The sequence below is a fragment of the Actinoplanes awajinensis subsp. mycoplanecinus genome (assembly GCF_001509495.1).
GTDB lineage: Bacteria > Actinomycetota > Actinomycetes > Mycobacteriales > Micromonosporaceae > Actinoplanes > Actinoplanes palleronii.
The window spans coordinates 1-19266 of record NZ_LLZH01000167.1 but is presented as its reverse complement, the minus strand read 5'-3'; the positions used below and the strand labels follow the sequence as shown (position 1 = coordinate 19266).

19 protein-coding genes are annotated in these 19266 nt (G+C 72.0%); 9 read left to right on the top strand and 10 right to left on the bottom strand.

Annotated elements, in window-relative coordinates:
* Positions 1-23: 23 nt before the first annotated feature.
* On the top strand, positions 24-206 hold the full coding sequence (locus tag ADL15_RS18915; RefSeq protein WP_067692532.1) for a DUF4236 domain-containing protein: 183 nt from the start codon (positions 24-26) through the stop codon (positions 204-206).
* Here ADL15_RS18915 and ADL15_RS18910 read toward each other — a convergent pair.
* On the bottom strand, positions 203-1102 hold the full coding sequence (locus ADL15_RS18910; protein WP_067692529.1) for a hypothetical protein: 900 nt from the start codon (positions 1100-1102) through the stop codon (positions 203-205). The two genes, ADL15_RS18915 and ADL15_RS18910, sit on opposite strands and share 4 nt — an antisense overlap.
* 77 nt (positions 1103-1179) lie before the next feature.
* Here ADL15_RS18910 and ADL15_RS18905 point away from each other — a divergent pair, with 77 nt between their 5' ends.
* A complete protein-coding gene (locus ADL15_RS18905) occupies positions 1180-2733 on the top strand; it encodes an Ephrin type-A receptor 10 (protein ID WP_067692526.1) in 1554 nt (517 codons plus the stop codon).
* A 105-nt stretch (positions 2734-2838) separates the two neighbouring features.
* Positions 2839-4419 (top strand): GGDEF domain-containing protein, encoded by a 1581-nt coding sequence (locus tag ADL15_RS18900; protein WP_067692523.1) that lies wholly within the window; start codon positions 2839-2841, stop codon positions 4417-4419.
* An 8-nt stretch (positions 4420-4427) separates the two neighbouring features.
* Here the strand turns inward: ADL15_RS18900 and ADL15_RS18895 are convergent, their stop codons facing one another.
* Positions 4428-4937: a mycothiol transferase gene (locus ADL15_RS18895; protein ID WP_067692519.1), complete on the bottom strand. Its 510-nt coding sequence runs from the start codon at positions 4935-4937 to the stop codon at positions 4428-4430.
* Positions 4938-5129: 192 nt separating this feature from the next.
* On the opposite strand from ADL15_RS18895, the gene ADL15_RS18890 reads away from it, so the two are divergent.
* Entirely contained in the window at positions 5130-6371 is a 1242-nt protein-coding gene (locus tag ADL15_RS18890) for an ammonium transporter (RefSeq protein ID WP_067692516.1), read from the top strand.
* A gap of 90 nt (positions 6372-6461) precedes the next feature.
* Here ADL15_RS18890 and ADL15_RS18885 read toward each other — a convergent pair whose 3' ends face one another.
* The 4 genes from ADL15_RS18885 to ADL15_RS18870 are packed head-to-tail and all read right to left on the bottom strand — an operon-like array spanning position 6462 to position 10692.
* The gene (locus ADL15_RS18885; RefSeq protein WP_067693037.1) at positions 6462-7241 is read right to left on the bottom strand and encodes an endonuclease/exonuclease/phosphatase family protein; all 780 of its coding nucleotides are present in this window, start codon (positions 7239-7241) and stop codon (positions 6462-6464) included.
* Positions 7242-7246: 5 nt separating this feature from the next.
* Positions 7247-8707 (bottom strand): phosphatase PAP2 family protein, encoded by a 1461-nt coding sequence (locus ADL15_RS18880; protein ID WP_067692513.1) that lies wholly within the window; start codon positions 8705-8707, stop codon positions 7247-7249.
* Between the two features lie 36 nt (positions 8708-8743).
* The gene (locus tag ADL15_RS18875) at positions 8744-9748 is read right to left on the bottom strand and encodes a YihY/virulence factor BrkB family protein (RefSeq protein ID WP_067692510.1); all 1005 of its coding nucleotides are present in this window, start codon (positions 9746-9748) and stop codon (positions 8744-8746) included.
* Complete coding sequence (locus ADL15_RS18870; protein ID WP_067692507.1) at positions 9745-10692, bottom strand: diacylglycerol/lipid kinase family protein; 948 nt, start codon at positions 10690-10692, stop codon at positions 9745-9747. The genes ADL15_RS18875 and ADL15_RS18870 overlap by 4 nt, the downstream gene beginning before the upstream one ends.
* 76 nt (positions 10693-10768) lie before the next feature.
* Between ADL15_RS18870 and ADL15_RS18865 the strand changes: the two genes are divergently transcribed.
* From ADL15_RS18865 to ADL15_RS18855, 3 genes are read left to right on the top strand one after another with little or no spacing between them, the layout of a single operon-like run.
* Entirely contained in the window at positions 10769-11269 is a 501-nt protein-coding gene (locus tag ADL15_RS18865; protein ID WP_067692505.1) for a DUF1990 family protein, read from the top strand.
* A complete protein-coding gene (locus tag ADL15_RS18860; protein WP_067692503.1) occupies positions 11266-12042 on the top strand; it encodes an MBL fold metallo-hydrolase in 777 nt (258 codons plus the stop codon). The genes ADL15_RS18865 and ADL15_RS18860 overlap by 4 nt, the downstream gene beginning before the upstream one ends.
* The gene (locus ADL15_RS18855; protein ID WP_067692501.1) at positions 12039-12617 is read left to right on the top strand and encodes a DedA family protein; all 579 of its coding nucleotides are present in this window, start codon (positions 12039-12041) and stop codon (positions 12615-12617) included. The genes ADL15_RS18860 and ADL15_RS18855 overlap by 4 nt, the downstream gene beginning before the upstream one ends.
* Here the strand turns inward: ADL15_RS18855 and ADL15_RS18850 are convergent.
* Positions 12595-13500, bottom strand: coding sequence for a serine hydrolase (locus ADL15_RS18850; protein ID WP_338025550.1), 906 nt, complete (start codon positions 13498-13500; stop codon positions 12595-12597). The two genes, ADL15_RS18855 and ADL15_RS18850, sit on opposite strands and share 23 nt — an antisense overlap.
* A 143-nt stretch (positions 13501-13643) precedes the next feature.
* Between ADL15_RS18850 and ADL15_RS18845 the strand changes: the two genes are divergently transcribed.
* Entirely contained in the window at positions 13644-14537 is an 894-nt protein-coding gene (locus tag ADL15_RS18845) for a hypothetical protein (protein ID WP_198170884.1), read from the top strand.
* A 301-nt stretch (positions 14538-14838) separates the two neighbouring features.
* On the opposite strand, the gene ADL15_RS18840 is transcribed toward ADL15_RS18845, so the two are convergent.
* Positions 14839-15879: a S1 family peptidase gene (locus tag ADL15_RS18840; protein ID WP_067692497.1), complete on the bottom strand. Its 1041-nt coding sequence runs from the start codon at positions 15877-15879 to the stop codon at positions 14839-14841.
* A 182-nt stretch (positions 15880-16061) separates the two neighbouring features.
* Complete coding sequence (locus ADL15_RS18835; protein ID WP_067692495.1) at positions 16062-16583, bottom strand: winged helix-turn-helix domain-containing protein; 522 nt, start codon at positions 16581-16583, stop codon at positions 16062-16064.
* Between the two features lie 306 nt (positions 16584-16889).
* Here ADL15_RS18835 and ADL15_RS18830 point away from each other — a divergent pair, with 306 nt between their 5' ends.
* A complete protein-coding gene (locus ADL15_RS18830; protein ID WP_067692493.1) occupies positions 16890-17372 on the top strand; it encodes an NADPH-dependent FMN reductase in 483 nt (160 codons plus the stop codon).
* Between the two features lie 38 nt (positions 17373-17410).
* On the opposite strand, the gene ADL15_RS18825 is transcribed toward ADL15_RS18830, so the two are convergent.
* Positions 17411-19105, bottom strand: coding sequence for a S8 family peptidase (locus ADL15_RS18825; RefSeq protein ID WP_232344211.1), 1695 nt, complete (start codon positions 19103-19105; stop codon positions 17411-17413).
* Between the last annotated feature and the right edge of the window lie 161 nt (positions 19106-19266).

The window sequence follows — 19266 nt, the reverse complement described above, 5'->3', positions numbered from 1 at the left end:
TCCCCCTCGAAGGAGACGTTCCGATGGGCCTCATGTTCCGCAGCCGCAAAAAGTTCGGCCCGCTGATCCTGAACTTCACCGAGAACGGTTTCTCGTCCTGGAGCATCAAGATCGGTCGCTGGTCCTGGAACTCCAAGGCCCGTGCCCACCGCGTCGACCTGCCCGGCCCGCTCTCCTGGAAGCAGGACAAGTCCAAGTCCCGCTAGGACGCGGTGATCTGGACGTCACCACCGAGCCGGCCGGTCTCGGGGCTGCGGGTCACCACCCCGGCTTCGAGCATCAGCCGTAACACCCGGGTCGCGTCCGCGGCCCGGTAGACCGTCTCGGTCAGCGTGAAGGTCCGCAGGTCGCTCACCGTTGCCGCACCCACCTCGGCCAGGCGCGCCAGAAGTTCCCGGCGCAACGGGCCGGGGTGCGGCTGCAACGAGATGTCGATCAGGCTCCGTTCCGGATCGCCGAGGTCGCGCAGACGCACCCCGGCGAATTCGTCGACCGCCCACAGTGCCTCCTTGAAACCCTCGAGGCTCTTGCCCGAGCCGGTGGCGAAGACCACCACCTGCCCCGGCTCCTCCCCGGTGGCCAGCTCGGCCGCGGTGAACAGCGGGAATCCGGCCGCCCGATAGGGCTCGACCGACGTACCCGGCGCCAGCACCAGCAGCACTTCGGCCGGACGGCCGACGGCCAGGGCCGCCACGGTGCGCACGGCAGGCGGTTCACTCGCGGTCCCGGCATCCAGAAAACCCAGCAGGGGTACGCCGGTGGCGCCGGCCGCCTTGAGCGCCACCTCGACACGGACGTCGGTGCCGCCGCCGATCCCGAGCACCGAGAGCCCGGCTCCGGCGCCCGCCTCCCGCTGGACCGCGCCGAGTCGATCAGTGATTGTCGTCATGTCGTCACCGACCGCCACCATGGACAGCTCCCGGCCCCGGGCCAGATCGGGCAGGTCGGCGAGCGCCCGGATGGCCGCGGCGGCGGCCGCACCGTCATCGGTGTCGGCGTATCCGTGCAGATAGATGGCCCGGCGGCCGCGATGCACCGCTCCCGCGGCCCACGCTTCCAGGTGGCGGATCAGCAGTTCGTGTTTGACCGTCGTGACAGACATGCGGTTGTTCTACCCGGTCCCCTTCGCACCGGTCGTGACACCCCAAGACTTGTACCTAAGGTAGTCACCCGAGCACTATGAGGTACGTGGCCCCTCCGCTCGCCGTACTCACCGCACAGGCACAGACCTTGACGTCGTCCGGGGATCTCAGCGGCGCCCGAGCCGTGTTGTCCGAGGTCCTGCGCACCGCGGATGCCGACCCCCGCCGCGCCACCGCCGAGCTCGCCGTGGCCGCGGCCCTGTTCGCCCGGGTCCTGATCGCCCTCGGCGACCCGCCGTCGGCCCGGCTCTGGGCCGCGTTCGCGCACGCCGCCGAGGAGCAGCTGCACGGCCCCCGCGACGAGCGCACCATCGCCGCGGCCGCCACCCACGCCGCCGTCCTGCACCGCGTCGGTCAGTACGGCCGGGCCGCCCTGGTCTATCACGACCTGGTCGGCGAGCTGTCCCGGATCGACGAGCAGGACGCGCCGCGGGTGCTGGCCGCCGAGGCCGACCTGGCCACCGCGGAGCACGCGGCCGGCCACTGCGCCGCGGCCCGCGCCCGGCTGACCGGCGCGTGGCGACGCCACCAGCAGAAGTACGGCGAGTCCTCACCGGCCGGGATCAAGATGCTGGCCCGGCTGGGCGCGATGGAACGCGAGTGCGGCCGGGACGCGGCGGCCCGCGAGCACCTGGCGGCCGCCCAGCGCCTCAGCGAGCGGCACCTGCCCGCCGACCACCCGCTCGCCCGGCAGGCCGCCGCCCTGGTCGCCGGTGAGCGCTCCGGCCGGCACACCTGTGGCCGGATGACCCGGCCGGGGCGCAACGACGACACCGAGCTGCGCCCGGGCGGGTTCCGGCCGTTCCCGCGCCGGCCCACCGTCCCCGACCCCGGGGCGAAGCCGGCCCGCCGGTTCCCGCCGGCGCCGGACGACACGTTCGACGACTCCACCCAGCCGCCACCGGACAACCTGACCACCGACCCGAACGGCACCGTCTATCAGCAGCCGTTCTACCTGAGCGACCTGAGCCTGCCGGGTGACCTGACCGGCCGGCACGCCCGGGCCGACACCCCGCCGCCCCGGCGCGGGAGCCGCGCGCCCGACTACGGGCCGGACGGCCGGGCCGAGCCGGTCGGCACCGCGCCCGCGTCCACCGTCACCACGCCGCCGAACAGTCCGGAGGTGGTGCCGGTCGCCGCGTTCGGCGAGCGCTCCGGGCACCCGGTGTGGCTGGCCCTGGCGCTGGCCGCGGGGGTCGCGACGGCCGCCGCCGTGGTGATCCTGACCCTGCCCGACGCGGACGGTGCCACCACGCCGCAGGCCGGGTCACCGGCCGCCACCGCGCCGGTCACACCGACGGTCGCCACCGCGGGGCCCGGCACGCCGGGCTCTCCGTCCGGGGTGACGCTCCGGGACAACGGCGCGAGCGTGAGCCTGACCTGGGCGTACCCCGCAGCGGCGCGGGGGCCTGTGGTGATCGCCGGTGGGCGCGCCGGGCAGACCCCGGCGGAGTTCCAGCGGCTGCCGGCCGGCGCCGTCGACTTCCAGGTCTACAGCCTCAACGACCGGCTGGACTACTGCTTCACGGTCGCCGTCGCGTCGTCCGGCGGGCGCCTCGCCGCCTCTGCGCCGGTCTGCACCGCCCGATGAGCCGGATTCAGTAAGCATGCAACCGCTTTGCACCCGTCCGGGAACCACGCTGCCACCGTCACGACAGATTGTTGGTCGTCACGGCGACTACAGGAAGTAGGGACAGTGACGACCGAGACGGCGAACTGTGTCCCCACCGAGTTCGATCGACTCGGAGCACTTGAGGCCGCCGTCGCGGAGCTCGAGTGCCGGGCGAATTCTCAGTTCCGGACGGTGCGCGAGCCGGCCACCCGGATACGGCGGGAGGCCGAGGAACTCGGCGCCGAGGAGCTCTACCAGCGCGCCGAATTGCTGATCGCCTCGGTCGACCTGCGCGAGGGCCGGGTCGGTGAGGGCGGGCAGTCCGCGCACCGGGTGCAGGCCTGGGCGGAACGCCACGACTCGTCGTACCTCCTGGCCCGCGCGCACCGCCAGCTGTCGGTCTTCTATCGGTACGTGGGTGACGCCGCCGACGGGCTGAAGCACGCCGTGCAGGGTGTCGCGCTGCTCACCGACGACTGGCCGGTCAGCATCCGGGCCCAGCAGCTGATGGCGCTGTCGGTGGCGCTGGAGGAGACCGGCTCACCGGTCGACGGCGAACGCCGGGCCCGGGAGGCGCTGGCGCTGGCGATGGCCGCCGGTGACCACGAGACCACCCTGCTCGCGCTGAACAACATGGTCTACAGCGCGTACGAGAACAACGACGAGCCGGCCGCCCGGGCGATGGTCGCCGAGATGCACGAGATCCAGGCCCGGACCGGCCACCGGTTCGGCGCCAACGAGCTGGACACGATGGCCCGGGTCGAGCTGATGGGCGCCCACTACGACGCGGTCGAGGACCTGCTCACCCCGGTGATGGCCGACCTGGTCGTGGCGAACGAGGGTGACGCGGTCGCCGAGTGCCTGCTCACCCTGGCCCTGGCGCGCCGGCTGGCCGGGCGGTACCCGGCGGCGCAGGCCGCGCTCGACGCCAACCTGCGGATCTGCGGGCAGCGCGGGCTGGCCGCGATCCGGGCCCGGATCCGCGAGGAGCAGGCCGCGCTCTACGCCGCGACCGGGCGGTACGCCGAGGCGTACGAGGAGCACCGGGCCTTCCACGCCGATTCCGCCGCCCTGCTCTCGGTGCAGCGCGACGCCCGCGCCCGGGCCCTGCAGGCGGTGTTCGACGCCAACGAGGCGCGCCGGGCCAGCGAACACTTCCGCGAGATGGCCCACCGGGACGCGCTGACCGGTCTGCACAACCGCCGGTACGTCAACGAGCGGCTGCCGGCCCTGCTGCTCGAGGCGGCCGCCGAGCACCGGCCGATCTCGATCGCCATCGTCGACCTGGACCACTTCAAGCGGGTCAACGACACCCTGTCGCACGCCACCGGCGACACCGTGCTGCAGCACGTGGCCGAGATGCTCGCCGACGCGGTGCCCGGCCCGGCCCTCGCCGCCCGGATGGGCGGCGAGGAGTTCATGCTGGTCTACCCCGGCATCGGCCCGGAGGAGGCGGCGGTCCGCTGCGAGCGGCTGCGGCTGCGGATCCGCGCGCACGCCTGGGGCCCGATCACCGGCGCCCTGCCGGTCACCACCAGCATCGGGATCACCACCTCGATGGACGGGCACGGCACCCTGTCGTCCCTGCTCGCCCAGGCCGACCGCAACCTCTACACGGCCAAGCGGGCCGGCCGCGACCGGGTGGTCGGCGACATCGCCGCCTAGCTAGCCGGTCATTCGCCGACCGCGCCGACCGCCAGCTCCACGACGACGTCCAGGTGCCCGACGTGCCGGGCGTACTCCTGGACCAGGTGGAACAGGATCCGCTCCAGCGTGGGTGGCTGGGCGCCGTCCCAGCGTGGGCCGGGCTGCCCGACCGTGGCCAGGTCGGTCCGGACGACCAGCTCGGTGGTGTGCGCGCCCTGCGCCCGCAGCGCCTCGGCCAGCTCGGCGAAGGTCTCCTCCGGCGCGACGTACCAGCGGTCGACGTTCCGGTCGCCCCACGGGTCGTCGATCGGGACACCCTCGAAGCCCCACTCGATCCAGCGCAGTTCCACGTACCGAAGGTGTTTGACCAGCTCGACCGGCGTCCAGCCGGACGGGAGCCGGCTGGTCCGGCGCTCGGACTCGGGCAGCGCGGAGACCTTGGCGAGCAGCGTCTCGCGGAAGTACGCCAGGTAGCCCGCGAAGACGTCGGCGGCGCCGGCGGCGGGACGGGTCGGCGAGGGGAACTCGATCGTCATTCCGATGAGTATGCGGCCTGCCGGACCGGCATGACGGCTCACCCGCCGCGTGCCGCCGATCCGGAACCGCCTCGGTGATGACGGCTGTAACACGACGGAAACGATCAGGCCCACAGACCGAAACCGACCATGGTGACTCTGGTCCCCGGCAGCGCGGCCATCGGAGATCCGTCACCCGGCCCAGGAGGTCGCATGCCCGCTCAACCGGATTCCGGGGACACCGCCTGGCTGTTGGTCAGCGCGGCGATGGTGCTGCTGATGATCCCCGGTCTGGCGCTCTTCTACGGCGGCATGGTCCGGATCAAGAGCACGCTGAACATGCTGATGATGACGTTCGCGGCGCTGGCCGTGGTCAGCGTGGTCTGGGTGCTCTACGGCTACTCGCTGGCGTTCGGCCCGGACACCGGGCACGGCCTGATCGGCGACCTGAGCCTGGCCGGGATGGCCGGGATCGGGCCGGACTCGGTCACCGGCTCGTCGCCCACCCTGATCTTCGCGGCGTTCCAGATGATGTTCGCGATCATCACGGCCGCCCTGCTCAGCGGCGCGATCGCGGACCGGGCCAAATTCAGCACCTGGGTGATCTTCGTGGCCGCCTGGGTGACGCTGGTCTACGCGCCGATCGCGCACTGGGTGTTCACCCCGGACGGCTGGATCGCGCACCACCTGCGGATCCTCGACCTGGCCGGCGGCACCGTCGTGGAAATTAACTCCGGGGCGTCCGGGCTGGCCCTGGCGATCGTGCTCGGACCGCGGCTCGGCTTCCGCTCCGAGCCGATGCGCCCGCACAGCCTGCCGCTGGTGGTGCTCGGCGCCGGCCTGCTCTGGTTCGGCTGGTTCGGGTTCAACGCCGGCTCGGCCCTCGCCGCGAACGGCTCGGCCGCCTTGGCGTTCTTCAACACCCAGGTGTCCGGCGCGGCCGGGATCGCCGGCTGGCTGCTGATCGAACGCCGTCGTGACGGGCACGCCACCACGCTGGGTGCCGCGTCCGGGGCGGTGGCCGGGCTTGTCGCGATCACCCCGGCGTGCGGGTCGGTGAACCCGCTCGGCGCGCTGCTGATCGGGCTGGCGGCCGGAGCGCTCTGCGGGTACGCGGTGGGCCTCAAGCACCGGCTCGGCCTGGACGACTCGCTCGACGTGGCCGGGGTGCACGGGGTCGGCGGCTTCCTCGGCACCGTGCTGATCGGTCTGCTGGCCACCGCCACGGCCACCGGCGGGCCGCGCGGGCTCTTCTTCGGCGGCGGGTTCTCGCTGGTCGGGCGGCAGACGCTGGCCGCGGTCACGGTCGCGCTCTTCGCGTTCGGGGCGACCTGGGTGATCGCCACGGTGCTGCACCGGACCGTCGGCTTCCGGGTCACCCCCGAGCACGAGCACGACGGCCTCGACCTGGCGGTGCACGGCGAGTCCGCCTACGACCTGGCCGGCGCCACCTGACGCTCGCGGTTGTCCGGCTGGTGCTCAGGGGTGCCTCGCGTTCCTTGAGGCACCCCTGAGCACCAGCCGAGGACCCGGACCGGGCTGCGGTCAGAGGTCGAGGTCGACGCGGACCGGGTAGTGGTCGGAGGCGTGCTCGGCGGCGCCGCCCCGGATCACCCGCATGTCGTGGGCCTTCCCGGCCACCGCCGGGGTGGCCAGCACGTAGTCGAGCCGCATCCCGCCGAACTCGCGCCCGCCGCCCTGGGTGGTCGGCACCGTCCGCGGGTCGCCGCTGCCCACCGTGCCCCACAGGTCGACCAGGCCCGCCGCGCCGAACGCGGCCAGGGCGCGGCTGTCCACCGTCCCGTCCGGGAAGAGGTGCCGTTTGCGGAACATCGAGTGCTGGCTGGCCAGCGCCTCGGTGTGGTCGCCGACCGGGTCCAGCCCGTTCAGGTCGCCGGCCAGCACCACGTGCTCGCTCCTGACGTAGCGCGCGGCCAGCCACCGGGCCTCGCGCATCCGCCGGTACGGCCAGAACGGGTCCAGGTGCGTGCTGACCACGGTGAGCGGCCCGGAGCCGGTCTCGACCACGACCACCGCCGCGGCGTGGTGCAGCCGCCACGTCACGCTGCCGGTGTGGGTGATCCGCAGCGGTTCCCGGACCAGCACCGCCACCGGCATCCCGAACCCCGACCGGGCCAGGTGCGCGGTCATCCCGAGCGCGCCGGCCAGGTCGGTCATCCGCCGCTCGTCGTCGCGGTGGAAGTCGCGCAGCTCCTGCAGGGTGAGCACGTCCGGCTCCTCGGCCGCGATCACCTCGGCGATGGCCGGCAACCGGATCCGCTGCCCGCGGTCCACTCCCCCGGTCTTGATGTTCCAGGTCATCATCTTCACTAGTTCGCCACCACCAGTTCCCGGTCGGCCTGGGCCGCCTCGGTGGCCGTGACGGCGTGCGCGTTCGGGCGCACGGTCCACCAGAGCACGCTCACCCACGCCGCGGTGAGCAGAACCGCGCCGAGCACGTCGGTCGGGTGATGCATCCCGCGGTACATCCGGGACAGCGCCACCCCCACCGGCATCAGCACCGCGAGCGCCGGGAAGATCCAGCGCCACGGCTGGCGGACCCGGGCCATCACGACGATCGCGATCGCGGTCCACATGCAGATGGTGGCGGCGATGTGCCCGGACGGGAACGACGAGGTCGGCATCACGCCGTCCAGCTGCTCGGCTTCCGGGCGGGGCCGGCCGACCGCGGCCGCAGTGGTCAGGAACAGGGTGAGCTCGCCGACCATGGTCAGCACCAGGAACAGCACCGGGCGCCACTGCCGCCAGAGGGCCAGCGCGAGCGGGCAGAAGATCAGCGAGATGATCAGGATGGCGTGCGTGTCGCCGGCCTTGCTCCACACCCAGCTGATCTTGTCGAGCTCCGGGGTGCGGAACGTCTGCAGCCAGCGCGGCACGGCGTCGTCGAAGCCCGGTGACCACCGGGTGACCGAGTAGCCGAGCAGGTAGAGCAGGCCGAAGGTGAGCACCCAGCCGACCAGGATCTCCGCGCCCTTGGCCCACGGGTGCGGCAGGACCGCCTCCTCGTTCGCGGCGATCTTCAGGTCCGCCGCGGCTTCCGGTTCGAGACCCTCGTGGATCGGGTTCTCGTCCGGGTGGCCGGACTCCCGGCGCCAGACCCGGAACGCGTACGCCGACGCGCTGATCCAGGCGATCCCGAGCAGCCAGCCGGCCACCACGTCGGAGAGGAAGTGCACGCCGAGCGCGATCCGGCTGAACCCGATCAGCACCACGATCAGGCCGACCACGCCGAGGAACAGCGGCCGCCAGCGCTGCCGTACGGCGGGCAGCAGGACCAGCGCGAGCATGCCCCACACGATCATCGAGCCGAGCGCGTGCCCGCTCGGGAAGCTGTTGCCCGGCGCGGTCGCGACCGGCGACTCGACCACCGGGCGAACCCGGCCGACGAGCACCTTCAGCGACGGGTCCAAGATCATCGCGCCGATCCCGGTGACCACCAGGTAGAGCGCCGGGCGAGGCCGGCGGCGGATCAGCAGGATCGTGACGACCAGCGCGACCAGCGGGATCATGAAGCCACGCCCGCCGAACGTGGAGATCTGCTGGAGCACCTTCACCTTGGTCTCCGAGCCGGCCACCTGATGGTTGAGTCCATCGGCGACGGCGTGGTCCAGGCTCTGCAGCGGCGACCAGTGGAAACGCACCAGCAGCAGCAGTGCGGCGAACCCCAGCCCGACCGCGATGACCGCGATCAGGCCGAGAACGCTACGTTCGGCGAAGCGCCGGACCGGCGCCCAGCCGGCGCGTTCCACCACTCGGTTGTCTTCGGTCACGGCACTTCTCCCAAGAGGTCGGGGGGTGCCGCGTTCTTACCCCGTGGGGTCGGCCGGTACACCGGTCGTGCGCTGAGCGGGAACGTCCGGCGCCGGTTCCCACTGATCGGGCTGCGCCGGCTTGGCACCGACCCGGCGCGCCTCCAGCTGGGCGGCGAACGCCAGACCCAGGAAGAACGCGATCCCGGTCAGGTTGGCCCAGAGCAGCAGCGCCATGATCGCGGTGAGCGGGCCGTAGGTGGCGCCGAAGCTGCCACTGACCCGGATGTACCCGGCGAGCCCCAGACTGGCGATCCACCACAGCACGGTGGCCACCACGGCGCCGAAGAGCAGCCAGGACAGCGCCGGCTGCTTGCGGCGCGGCGAGTGCCGGAACAGCGCGCCGACCGCGAAGACGATCAGGGCCAGGCTGAGTGGCCAGCGCACCACGTCCCAGCCCACCCGTACCCACCCGGGTATGTCGAAATGGTCCTCGGCGGACTCCCCGGCGGCCCGCCCGGCGACCAGCAGCAGGAAGCCGAAGAGCGCGGGCAGGCCGGCGGTGAACGCGAGCACGACGGCCCGGAAGTACTTGTGCAGCGCCGGGCGGTCCCGCTCCACCCCGTAGATCCGGTTGGCGCCGCGCTCCACCTGGGCCATCGCGGTGGTCAGCGCGAACAGGCCGGTGATCATGCCGAGGACCAGGGCCAGCTCGCCGGCGTCCTCGGTGCGTTCGTCGTCCATCAGCAGCTCGCGGACCAGGGGCTCGCTGGCGCCCGGGGTCATGCCGATCACGGTGTCCGCGACCACCTCGCCGCCGGACTCGACACCCAGGTCGGTGGCGAGGCCGGACAGGGCGATCAGGAACGGGACGATGGCCAGGCACAGCTGCAGCGCGAACGCCCGGGAGTGGCTGAAGCCGTCGCCGTACCGGAACCGGATGAAGGCGTCGCGGACCAGCGGCCAGCGGCCGTAGTGGCGCAGCGCCAGGAACGCGTCATCCGCGGAGAGCTCGTCCCCGGCCATGCTGCGGGTCTCGGGAACAGGTTCGGTGCTGCTCATCGCTGTTTCGCTCGTTTCACGACCGCTGCGGCGTCGTTGGCCAGGTCCGGGTCTGCGTCGGGTTGCGGCACGCACAGGACAAGAGCCTTATGCCGTACGGAAATCTTCATGGCCTTGCCCGGAGCGATCAGGTCCCCGTCCAGCTGCCTCGGCTGCGAACGGTTGCTGTAGATCTCCACCCGGGACGCGGTGAACGTCTCCATCTTCGGCACCCGCTCGCGCCGGCTGGCCACCGCCGCGATCAGCCGGGCCCAGGAGAACAGGTTGTTCGGGCTGATGATCGCCACGTTGAACTTGCCGTCGTCGGGCACGGCCCGTTTCAGCAGGCGCATCCCGCCCTGCAGCCGGCCCACGTTGCCGACGATCACGGTACGCGGGCGGCGCGGCATCGGCGGGCCGCCGTCCAGCCGGATCCGCACCCGCATCGGCCGGTCCAGCAGGTGCTTGGCCGCACCGCCGAGATACGCCGGCCAGCCGATGTGCTTCTTCGCCCGCTCCGAGGTGTCCTGCAGCATCATCGCGTCGAAGCCCATCCCGGCCATCACCACGAAGCACTGGTCGCCGATCACACCGACGTCGATCCGGCGGCGGCCACCCTCGAGCGCGACCTGCAGCCCGGCGGCCGGGTCGGTGCCCAGCCCGAGGTTCGCCGCGAGCAGGTTGCCGGTGCCGGCCGGCAGCACCGCGAGCGCCACGCCGGTGCCGCTCAGGGCGGTCACCACAGCCATCACGGTGCCGTCGCCACCGCACGCGAAGACCAGCTCGGCGCCCTCGGCCACGGCGCGCTTGGCCTGGCCACGGCCCGGGTCCTCGGGGGTGGTCTCGAACCACGCGGGCTCCGGCCAGCCGGCCTTGGCGAGGCTGGTGCGGAGGGTGCGCCGGAGCTGATCGAGATCGGCCACCTTGGCGGGGTTCACCACGACGGCGGAGCGGGGTCCAGTCACCGGCCCAGTTTGCCGGAGTCACGTCACAGCTGCGACTCAGGAATCATTCGACCTCAGGAAGGGCACACTTTCTCGGGTGACCCGCTTGACGTACCCCGAAATCGGCCTGACCCGCACCGGTGCGCTCCCGGACGGCTATCGGCATCTGCGCTATCGGACCCGGCTGGGGTCCGGCGAGGCGGTGTTCGCCGCCGCCGGCGAGGCCGTGGTGACCTTCCGGATGCACCGCGCCACCGGCGCGCGGGTCCGCACCGATGCCGGGCGGGCGACACCCGGCGGGCAGCTCAGCATCGGTCTCGGCCCGGTCAGCGCCCCGTGCGAGGTGGTCTGGGTCGCCCAGGAGGACGACAAGATCGGATTTGGGTACGGAACGCTCCCGGGCCACCCGGCCAGTGGCGAGGAGGCCTTCGTGGTCGAGCGCGACGAGCGGGGCAGGGTGTGGTTCTCGGTCACCGCGTTCAGCCGTCCGGCGAGCACCCTGATGAAGCTGGCCGGGCCGTTCGCGGTGCTCGTGCAGCAGGTTTACGCACGCCGGTGCGGCCAGGTCCTCCGGCGGCTGGGTACCGTGAACCGGTGAGCACGACGACGGTCACCTGGTGGGGACACAGCACGGTCTGGCTCGCCGACTCGGGCGTCACCCTGCTCACCGACCCGGTGCTCACCGACCGGCTGGCCCACCTGCGGCGGATGGCCGGCCCACCGCCGCGGCTGCCCGGCGCGCCGGACGCGATCCTGCTCTCCCACCTGCACGCCGACCACTTCCACGTGTCCTCGCTGAAGGCGGTGCCCGGCGAGCCGCTGCTGATCGTGCCGCGCGGCGCCGCCGCCTTCACCGCGAAGGCGCTCGGCCCGGCCGCCGCCGCCCGGTGCGTCGAGCTGGCGCCCGGTGACGAGGTCGAGGTCGGCGCGGTCCGGGTGCGTGCCGTGCCGGCCCGCCACGACGGCGGGCGCGGTCCGTGGTCCCGGGAGCGGGCCGCGGCCATCGGGTTCGTGGTCGAGGGCGCTTCGCGGACCTGGTACGCCGGTGACACCGGCCTGTTCGAGCAGATGCACGACTTCGGCCCGCTCGACCTGGCGCTGATCCCGGTCGGCGGCTGGGGCCCGACCCTCGGCGCGCACGGCCACCTGGACCCGGTGGACGCGGCCGAGGCGCTGCGCCGGGTGAAGGCGTCGCTGGCGGTGCCGGTGCACTACGGCACGTTCTGGCCGGTCGGGATGGGCCGGCTGCGGCAGCACATGTTCGACGGGCCCGGGCAGCGCTTCGCCGAGCAGGCCGCCCGGGCAGCGCCGGACACCCGGGTGCGGGTGCTGGCGCACGGCGAGACGCTGACCGTCGGGCCGGCCGCGTGATCGCCACGCTGGGCGCGCTCGGCTGGCTGTTCGCGGTGGTCTGCTTCGGGGCGATCATCCCGATCGTGCCCACCGGCGCGGCGGTGAGCGGCGCCGCCACACTCGCGTTCCACGAGAGCCACCCGGTGACCATGGTCCTGGTGGTGGCCGCCGGTGCGGCCGGCGCGTACGTCGGCGACCTGGCGATGTACGCGATGTGCCGATTCGGCGGGGAGAAACTCGCCCGGCGGCTGCGCTGGCTGCGCGACGAGGAGCACCTGTCCGCGGTCAAGGACCGGCTCCAGCAGCGCCAGGTGCCGGTGCTGCTGGTGTCCCGGCTGATCCCGGGCGGCCGCGTGCCGGTGCTGCTGACCGCCGCGTTCGCCGGCATCTCCTGGCGGACGTTCGTGGTCGCCAACCTGCCGGCCTGTGCGCTGTGGTCGGTGGTCTACGCCGCGATCGGCCTGGCCGGTGGCTCGATCTTCCCGCAGCCGTGGCAGGGCGTGCTCGCCGCGGTCATCCTGATCCTGATCGTGAACCAGGCGCTGACCTGGTGGAACAAGCGCGGCAAGCTCAGTACTTCAGGTACGTCCTAGTCAGCTTGGCGACCTTCTCCACCACGGCCATGCCACCGGACATGCTCTGGTGCCCGTGCGACAGCACCGCGATCGAGACGTCCACGTCGTCGCCGGTGATCCGGCCGACCGTGTTGATGATCCAGCGGCCGTTCTCGGTCGACCGGGCCAGCCAGCCGTTCTTCACGGTGGTCTTCTCCCCGGCCTTCGCCGCCGCCGGGACACCCCAGTCCTGCTCGGCGTTGACCGTGCTCATCAGGCTGTACGCGTACGCCCGGCCCCTGGCCTTGATCGGGCTCGTCGTGCTGACCAGCTGGGAGAGCAGCTTCACCTGGTCGGTGGCGGTGGTCCGGGTCAGGCCCCAGGCGCTGTTCACCGTGGTGCCGGTCAGCCCCAGCCGCTTGTCGCACTTCTGGATCGCGGCCTGCTTGCCCAGTGAGGTGAACAGCGAGGTGGTGGCGTCGTTGTCGCTGTTGCGGATCATCAGCTTGGCCCGGGAGTCCTCGGACGTGGTGAGCTTGCGGCCGGCGTCCTGCGCGGTGAGCAGCAGGCACGCCAGCACCTGCACCTTCACCACGCTGGCGGTCTCGTACGTCTCGGCGCCGCGGTAGGCATACGTCACGCCGGTCTTCCGGTCGAGCACGGCGACCGAGAACTCGGGCACGGTGGCCGCGTATTTCTTCAGCGCGGCGTCCAGGGCCTTGGCCCGCTTGGTCTGCTCGATCGTCGCCAGCTCCTCGGGGCTCGGCCCGGCCGGCGTCGGGCTCGCCGTGGTCGCGCTGCCGGCGAGATACGTGTCGGCGGCGCCCCCGCCGCCGCTGAACAGGCCCTTGGCCAGCAGGCCGACACCGCCCAGGAGCACCACGGCAGCCATCATCACGATCCAGTTCGGGGAACGTCGCACCCCTGCATAGTGCCGTGCCGGCGGCCCGGATGCGTGCCCGGTGTCCTGTGGATCGCCGACGAATATCCGAATTTCGCGGTGAGCCTGCGCACCGGCACGGTCGGTGACCGGCCCCGCTCGCCCGGGCAGAGCAGAATGGGGGGATGGCGTCACTGCTGTCCCGAGCCGTCCAGATGTCCCGCGTCGTGCTTGCCGCGCCGGCCGTCGCCGCTGATCTCACCCGCGCCGCGATCGGTCAGGTGATCGAGACCGCCGGCGCGGTCGTCAGTGTGCCGGTGCGCGCCATGAACCTGCTCGGCCAGGCGGAGCTGCTGGTCAACCGGGCCGGGCTGGCGATCGGCCAGGCCGAGGAGCTGATCCAGCGGGTGACCGCGGTGACCACGGCCGCCGAGGACACCGTCGTCGAGGTGCGCACCATCACCGGCACGGCCGACACCCTGGTCGCCGAGGTCCGGGCGATCAGCACGGCGGCCGCGCTGACCGTCACCGAGGCCGGCGCGATCTCCACGGCCGCCGGTGACCTGGTCCGCCGGGCCTCCGCCACGGTCGACGCGGCCGGCGCCATCGTGATCGACGCCGGGTCGCTGACCACCTCGGCGGCCGACATCGTGGCCGAGGCCGGCGCGATCAGCGCGGCGGCGCGCACCCTGGTGACCGACGCGGCCACGGTCGCGGCACAGGCGTCGACGGTGGTCGCGCGGGCCGATCAGGCGTCGATCGTCGCCACCGAGATGCTCGACGAGTATGCCCCGACGCTGCGCAAGGCCGCGCCGCTGGCCGCCCGGTTCATCGACGAGCTGACCCCCGACGAGGTGACCGCCGCGATCCGGATGGTCGACCAGCTCCCGGTGCTGCGCGACCACCTGGTGAACGATGTGATGCCGCTGCTGAGCAAGCTCGACCAGGTCGGGCCGGACCTGCACAAGCTGCTCGAGGTGACCGAGGACCTGCACCTGGCGATCGCCGGCCTGCCGGGGCTGAAGATGCTGCGCCGCCGCGGCGAGGAGCGCACCGAGAACCACCAGATCAAGCCCTGACCCAGCTGTGCCTCAGGGGTGTCTCCGCAGAGCGGAGACACCCCTGACAGCCAGCCAGAACCGGGAGCGCGGCCGGGCCTTGCGTGCTGCGGTCCCGCGTTCGCCTCACGGGCGGGACTCGGCTCGTAGCCTGCGGACGCGCGCTCCGTATGCGTACCCCATAGGTTTGCGGTGGGATCGCTGGACCGCGACCCCACCGCATTCATCTCGCGCCGCGCCCGGTCCTGCGTCGGAGAGTGCGACCTTGCGACAAAGTCACGTTCCTACCGGGCCGTGCGGCGAAAGCCTCCGACGTCGTGGATCAGAAGACCGAGACGCCGTAGACGCTCAGCGGCTCGACGACCGGCTGGAAGTACGTGACGCCGCCCGAGGAGCAGTTCCCGCTGCCGCCCGAGGTCAGGCCGAGCGCGGTGGTGCCCGAGTAGAGCGAGCCGCCGCTGTCGCCCGGCTCGGCGCAGACGGTGGTCCGGATCAGGCCGGAGACCGAACCCTCGGAGTAGTTGACCGTGCTGTTCAGGGCGGTGACCCGGCCGGAGTGGATGCCGGTGGTGGAGCCGCGGCGGTAGACCGTGGCGCCGACGGCCGGGGTGCCGGCCGACGTGATGTCCTGCGAACCGACGCCACCCGTCTTGGTGATCGTCGTGTTGGTGTAGCGGACGATGCCGTAGTCGTTGCCGGGGAAGCTGGTGCCGGCCCGGGTGCCGAGCGTGGCGGAACCGTTGGTCCAGGTGGCACCGGCGTTGGTGCAGTGGCCCGCGGTCAGGAAGTAGTTGACGCCGGCGCTGGTGCGCACGTTGAAGCCGAGCGAGCAGCGCGAGCCGCCGGTGTAGATGGCGTCGCCACCGGAGATCCGGGTGCTGATCGTGCCCGCGATGGTCTCGATCCGCGCGTTGTCACCGAGCTTGGCGACCGTGGCCTTGACCGCGGCCAGCTTGGCGCCGGTGATGCTCGAGTCGACGCTGACCACGACCTGGTTGGTGACCGGGTCGACGGCGAAGGCGGTGCCCGGGGTCTTCAGGTTGACCTTCAGGCTGGCGTCGGCGGCCGCGAGGGCGGCGCCGCTGCGGGCCACGAAGCGCGGGGTGGCGCCGGACGCCGTGACCTCGGCCGCGGTGGCCGCGTCGGTCACGTTGACCACCAGCTTGCCGGAGGCGTCCAGGTAGGACCCGGCGTCACGGGAGCCGAGCTGGGTGTCCAGCTTGCTGGCAAGTGCGGACGGCGCGAACGACGCGTCGCCCACGGCCGGGGCAGCCGAGGCGGGCGACGTGGCCATGAAGGCGCTGCCGACAAGGATGCCGACTGCCAGGCCGACGATCGGCCGGCGAAGCTTCGGGTTGAGCACGGTTCCTCCCAGGGGGATTGGGTAGGTGGCACGCCGGTCCGGCACGCCAGTGCTCGCAAGTATTCAAATGTTTCAATGCTTTCCGCAAGGACCGGTCAATCTGACACATTGTTGATCAAGTCACCGCTGAGCAGCGGAAACCTTAGTCCCATCGTGCGGGGGTATGACCCCTTCGGGATGAATCAGCGTTCCATCACATTGATGGGAGCCTCGTCGGCGAGCCGGTAGCCCAGGCCGTAGACCGTGGTGATCAACTCGGGGTCGTCCAGCTTGGTGCGCAGGCGGCTGACGTGCACGTCGACGGTCCGGTTGGTGGTGTGCCGGTGGCCCCAGACATGGGTGAGCAACTGGGTCCGGCTGAACACCTGACGCGGGTGCTGGGCCAGGAACAGCAGCAGGTCGTACTCCAGGCGGCTGAGGTCGAGCCGCTGACCGCCGCGCAGCGCGGTGCGCGCCCGCGGGTCCAGCACGATCTCGCCCTCACCACTGCTCGGCACGGCCGGCGGCTCCAGCTCGATCGCGGCGCCTGGACCGGCCGCGTCGACGAGTTCCCGCAGGGCGGCCAGCACCCGATCGCGTCCGCCGACCCCGCCGGCGATGCTGATCGTGACGGTGACCGGGGCCTCCGCCGGCAGGTCGGGCACCGGGCGCAGATCCGGGCGGGTGTGCGTGGCACGCGGATGGGCGATGGCGAGCGCTGACATGTGCGACTCCTTCGACGGCTACGACCACCGGATCCGGCGGCACCCAGCAAGGATATAATTCCTATCTGTTAGATAGGCATACCGCATCGTAGTCACACTCGCCACATCCCACAAACCCCACGTTCTTACTAGGATTTGGGATTGCTGTTGACCCCGGACCCCAGCGGGCCGATGGTGAACATGTTCTCAACCAGTGGACCGGCTCGTTTGTGGACACCAGCCTGGGTTAGCAGTTTGCCGAAACGGGGCAATTCACCCGAACTTGGAGAGGAGGCGCGGCGTGCCGGTCCGGGCGCCGCGAATCGCATGACGGGAATCGTTGTGGTGTCCGGCAACCCGCGCGCCGGATCACGGACCTCGGCCCTGGCCGTCGCGGTCGGTGAGGCCCTGGCCGTCCGGCTCGGTTCGCCGCCGCCGACCGTGATCGAGGTCGGCGAGCTGGGCGCGGGGCTGCTGACCAAGGGCGACGAGGCCACCGCGGCCGCGGTGGACGCGCTGACCGGGGCGAACCTGCTGGTGGTGGCGACACCGACGTACAAGGGGAGCTACACCGGCCTGCTCAAGGTGCTCCTCGACCAGCTGCCGAACCAGGGGCTGGCCGGGAAACTCGCGGTGCCGGTGGTCACCGCCGGGATCGCGCCGCAGGCCGCCGCCGCCGAAGGGGTGCTACGGCAGCTGCTGGTCGAGCTCGGAGCGATCGTGGTGCGCCCGGGACTGCCGGTGGTCGAGGCCGACCTGGCGGAGACGCCGGCGATCGCGCAGAAATACGCGGCCGCCCTGGATTGGTGAAGGGTTGTCCCCGGCGATTCGCCGGGGACAACCCTTTTTCAGGCTGCTACCTCGACCGTGTACTGCCTGGTTGCCGTGTTGCCCCAGCTGTCGGTGAACCGGACCGTGAACGTCGCGGTCTCCCCGTCGACAGCCGTCGGCACCCCGCTGATCAGGCCCGACGCGTCCAGACCGAGCCCGGCCGGCAGCACGCCCGCGGCCAGGGTCCAGGCGCCGTCACGCTGGTCCGCGGTCGACAGCCGGCCCTGGTAGTCCACACCGGCCTGCGCCGCGGGCAGCTCGGCGTCGATCACCGGGACGTCGGCCACCACCGGGATCACGATCGTGCGGGTGACCCCCTGCGGCACGTAGTCGGTGAAACGCACGGTCACCGTGTAGGTGCCGGGCCGGGTCGGGATGCCGGTGATCGCTCCGGAGTGCGCGAGCGACAGACCGGGCGGCATGCTGCCGCCGGTTACCTGCCAGATTCCGGGCCGCGCGGATTTCAAAGTCAACTTCCCGGTGTACGACATGCCGACCGTCCCGGCACCCGTCCGGGACGTGGCGATCACCGGCTTGGCGGGCGGCGCCGAGACGAAGAGCAGCCGGTTCGGCGAGCCCTTCCGGTCGGTGACCTTGCCGGTGGTGGCGTTCGCGACCAGCTTCGCGCGCACCTGCGAGGGGGTCAGGCCCGGGCTCGCGTCCAGGATCAACGCGACCGCGCCGGTCACGTGCGGGGTGGCCATCGACGTACCGCTGTAGACGGCGGTGGCGGAGTTGCTGTTCGCCACGGACGACCGGATGTTCACGCCGGGGGCGAAGATGTCGACGACGCTGCCGTAGTTGGAGAACGACGCCCGGCGGTCCCGGCTGTCGGTGGCCGCCACGGTGACCGCCGCGGGCACGTCGGCCGGGCTGCTCCAGACCGCGTTGTCGTTCTCGTTGCCGGCCGCCACCACGTAGGTGACACCGGACGCGATCGACTGCTCGACCGCGTAGTCCAGCGACGGGCTGGACGAGCCGCCGACGCTCATGTTCGCCACGGCCGGCTTGACCGCGTTCGCGGTGACCCAGTCGATGCCGTCGATCACATCGGACAGGTCACCCTCACCCTCGCAGTCGAGCACCCGCACCGCGACCAGCTGCACCTTCTTGGCCACGCCGTAGTGGGCGCCACCGATCGTGCCGGCCACGTGGGTGCCGTGCCCGTCGCAGTCCGCCGCGGTGGCGTCGTCGTCGGTGAAGTCCCAGCCGTACGACGCCCGGCCACCGAACTCGGCGTGCGTGATCCGGATACCGGTGTCGATCACGTAGGCGTGCACCGACGACCCGTCATCGGTCGGGGTGTACGTCTTGGACGGCTTGACCCCGCGCTGGTCGATCCGGTCCAGGCCCCAGGTCGGGTTCTTCTGCGTAGTGGCCACCCGGACCTTCCGGTCCTGCTCGACCGAACGGACCGCCGGGTCAGCGGCCATCTTGCGGGCCTGGGCGGCGGTCATCTCGGCCGCGAACCCGGGGATCGTCCGGAACGCGTGCAGCAGCTTCCCGGCGCCGAGGCTGTGCATGCGCGGACCCTTGGCGCCGCTCTTCAACGTGACGATGTACCGGCCGGCCACGACGCCGGGCGCGCCGGCACCGATCACCGAGCCGGCGGCGAGGGCCGGGGAGGGAGCAGCCAGGGCAGCCGAAACGGCTACCGCCGAGGTGAGGAAGGCACCGAGAGTCCACTTACGCATGCCCAGCGGATCGGTCACCGTGGGGACCGGCTGAGCTCTGAACCGACCTGCCCCCTAACGACTCGCCTCCCGCAACCTGGGGGGGGTCGGGGGGCCTGGCGCGAGGGGGGCCGGTTTGGGCGGGGAGCGCGATTTTAAAACAGTCCAGGTTGGTCATTTCGAATTCCCCTTCCCCCCCC

Bases quoted from the DNA above. Each gene is read 5' to 3' on its own strand.
- ADL15_RS18835 (WP_067692495.1), bottom strand. From the start codon at position 16,583: ATGTCAGCGCTCGCCATCGCCCATCCGCGTGCCACGCACACCCGCCCG.
- ADL15_RS18905 (WP_067692526.1), top strand. From the start codon at position 1,180: ATGAGGTACGTGGCCCCTCCGCTCGCCGTACTCACCGCACAGGCACAG.
- ADL15_RS18875 (WP_067692510.1), bottom strand. From the start codon at position 9,748: ATGAGCAGCACCGAACCTGTTCCCGAGACCCGCAGCATGGCCGGGGAC.
- ADL15_RS18885 (WP_067693037.1), bottom strand. From the start codon at position 7,241: ATGATGACCTGGAACATCAAGACCGGGGGAGTGGACCGCGGGCAGCGG.
- ADL15_RS18895 (WP_067692519.1), bottom strand. From the start codon at position 4,937: ATGACGATCGAGTTCCCCTCGCCGACCCGTCCCGCCGCCGGCGCCGCC.
- ADL15_RS18845 (WP_198170884.1), top strand. From the start codon at position 13,644: ATGGCGTCACTGCTGTCCCGAGCCGTCCAGATGTCCCGCGTCGTGCTT.
- ADL15_RS18890 (WP_067692516.1), top strand. From the start codon at position 5,130: ATGCCCGCTCAACCGGATTCCGGGGACACCGCCTGGCTGTTGGTCAGC.
- ADL15_RS18830 (WP_067692493.1), top strand. From the start codon at position 16,890: ATGACGGGAATCGTTGTGGTGTCCGGCAACCCGCGCGCCGGATCACGG.
- ADL15_RS18910 (WP_067692529.1), bottom strand. From the start codon at position 1,102: ATGTCTGTCACGACGGTCAAACACGAACTGCTGATCCGCCACCTGGAA.
- ADL15_RS18915 (WP_067692532.1), top strand. From the start codon at position 24: ATGGGCCTCATGTTCCGCAGCCGCAAAAAGTTCGGCCCGCTGATCCTG.